Source organism: Frankia sp. AvcI1, assembly GCF_001420875.1.
In the GTDB taxonomy this organism is placed as follows: Bacteria; Actinomycetota; Actinomycetes; order Frankiales; family Frankiaceae; genus Frankia; species Frankia alni.
In genome coordinates this window covers 3126-6241 of sequence record NZ_LJFZ01000058.1, presented here as the reverse complement: position 1 = coordinate 6241, position 3116 = coordinate 3126, and positions in this window count along the sequence as shown.

Here is a 3116-nt window from a genome sequence, read left to right as displayed (position 1 = left end):
CACGGTGAGCGGGGATCGTCCGGTCACACGACCTCCGGATTTTCCAGGCTCATGATTTCAGAGGCGAAGTCGGGTTGGTCATAAGCTGCGAGTAGGCGACCACGGTCCAGCAGCGTAGCGAGGTTCTTGTCATAGGGCAGGCTCATCAGCAGCGGGTCCCCATCCTCGGGGAAGGTGCGAAGGAACCCGTTATCCCGAACCGTGACGGGTTTCCGTTTGGAAGTCCAGTCGAAAGAGATGCGCCGTTCCTCGGTTCTCCACTGGCCGATCGTCGCGGGTGCCCNCCGGTGCATTCCCAACCGTAGACCGGTGAACGCCTGGAGCTGGATAGGGACCCCTTCAGCTTTCGGGTCGCCGCTGGCGTAGGCCAACTCGAACGCTGACCGTAGACGATCCTCGCTCTCTAGCGCCCTGTTCATCGGGATTCCGCGCGTCTTCGGGGGTCGCCGGTCGGTTCGATTCTCTGTGGCCCCACCGAAATACAAACCTGGTTGGACGATGAAGATTCCCGCGGGGTACTCTTTTAGGTCCCATCCTCCGAGCTGCTTCGTCGACGTGAAACCAGTGGGAAGCGCCGAGCAGAAAATGCCGTCGGTGGCGAGCATCCACACGTCAGCGCCGCAGTTTCCAGCCTGGCAGGCTGGGAGCGAGTGAATGAACTTCTGTAGCTGGGTACGCGTGTAGGCGGTGATGAAACTCGACCAGATAAAATTGTTGTACGGCGCGGCTCCCGTGCGTTGCGCCATCTTCCCGTACAGGCTGTTCAGCGCGAGTTTGAGGACCTTTCCCTGACTGTCCTTCTTCAGCTTCAATCGTTCCTGGTACAGGCCCGGAACCCAGGGGAACATGTCACAGGTGCACTCGCGATGATAGGTCCAGCTATCTTTGATCCGAAACTTCTGGTGTTTGCTGGCCTCGATTTCAAAGGACCAGTACCAGCCGTTGCCGGCCGTGGCGGGAAACATAACCCCGCCGGTGGGTTTCCGTACCGGGAGGCCGTAGAATGCCGCCGGCCCGGTCGCTGTGAACGAACCCGACGCGAAATACAGATCGGAGGTCGGCTTCCGGCCTGTGTGCTCCCAGCGGCCATGAACCAAACAGGGGACCTGTGTAAGCGCGTACGGGTAGGCGCTGTTGNTGTCCACGTTGTAGACCGGACCGGGTATGTTACCGACCGCGCTCGTCTCGAATCTTCCGCCGTAGTAGGTGGCGTTCGCATCCTCGCACAACCGGGTGTTATCCCAGTAAGGAAGTTCCGTCTTGACAGCTACCTGATGGTAGCGCAGCAGAGTAGCAGCAAGGCTGCCGGGTCCCTGCCATTTCGCGGGCAGGTATCCGATGGCACTACAGGTGGCCCTGAACTTGTTCATGAGCCGTTCCAACAACGCGATCTCTAGCCCGTTGTAGATGCGGATGTCCTCGGTGACTCCACCGAACTCGCTACGGGCATCCTTCCCGATCGCGATACTCTCGCGTTCCTCCGGCGTGCCGATATTCCAATCATTCAAGGTCTTCACGAAGCTCTGTTGAAAGAAATGGCCGACGTCTGAGATCTCGACATAGGGCCTGTTTTTGACGCCTGCCGGGGTGCTACGTCGGACCTTGAAGAACTTCCCCGGGAGATAGTCGATCTCGAATATTCCGACGTCGACCGGGACAGGAGTCGCGTACGTCCTGCCGTCCCGCATGGTCCGGAACCGCTCCGGCCGATTCAACAGGCGCCTAATCTTCTGCTCCGGTAGACCAGCGCAGATCATCGACACGTCATAGTCGAAGAAATAGCCGACATAAATATTCGACGGGGCCAGATCGGCCATGAATGAAAGGCAATCTTCCCATGTCAACGGCGCCCCGGTTTCCAAGGCCCGATCTCCCGCACGCAGAAGATAATAGTGATGGTGCCCTTCCGCATCATTGCCGCCTTCACCATCGATCCCAATAAATGAGGCCGACGGGCGCGCCGTACCGGCATTCGCCGCATAGTTGCTGCGCTTCTCGCGTCGCCGTTGCTCGCGACCTTCCGGAGTGGCGCGACGGNCACGCCTGGCGTTGCGCTCGCTCTCTTTGAGCGTGTCCCCACCACGTTCGCGGTAGGCGCGCTGTATATCACGACGGTAAGCGCGGTATTCATCGGCATTCATGATCTATCCAAACTTCCCGTGGTACCAGAATAGGGGGGCGAACGGGTTGGACCCCGCCTCATACAAGATCCGGTCGGATTTCCGGCGGTATTCGTCATCTCCGGCGTGCGGATATTTCCCGCGTGCGGATGTCCGATAGTCATGGGCCATCTTCTCCAACCGTTGCGTGAGCCACTCATCGCCGTACTGCCTGCGTGCGTCGATAAGCATCTGAGGGGTAATCTCCGGGTCCCCGCGCAGGTCCATGGGACCGTACTTACCGGTGAGATACCGCTGATGCGCGTGCATCTGTNCACGCTCGCGGGTTCCGTGCCCGCGAGCCGCGGTAAGCTCCCCGCCCCCTTCGACATGGGCGATGGTCTGCGCTTCTGTCCAGCCGTTCTGTTTCTCGAAATGGGCGAGTAGCCTTTTCTGCTGCGCGGGTGCGCGATCTACNCACGGCTTACGCGGCCTCGCGGCCATCGGAACCCCTGATCAGATAGTCACAGGGAACAGGGGCACCAGCCGCGGTGACCTGCTCAAGCGTGCGGTAACCATGAGAAATCGCGTCGGAGAACGGCTTCCCGCGAATACCCCCGACCTGCAACCCGTGCTTACGGACGGAATCCATCGCCTGGCGCTGGTTCTTCCACTCCAGCGCGGACCGCATCAGCTCCCGGTTACGGCGCCGTACCGTCTCAACGTTCGGGTTGNCGTCTCCAGACCGCGTGTCACGGTACACTTCCCCTGTCATCATCCATTCCCTTTCGCGTGCCCCCGTCCGGTCGCTGCTAGTCGACCGGACGGGGGTTTCTTGTGGTGGGTGGTCGATCGCTTTCGATGTCCGGCGTCAGCGGCTCACAGCCGCTCTTAACTAGCCCTCAAGAGAACACCTGAGACCACCACCAACCCCCCGGGACGATCGGCACGACGGGCGGGAGCGGGTCGGCCTCGACGGTGCCGGGACCGCCAGGCGAACCCTGCGGGAGCGGGTCG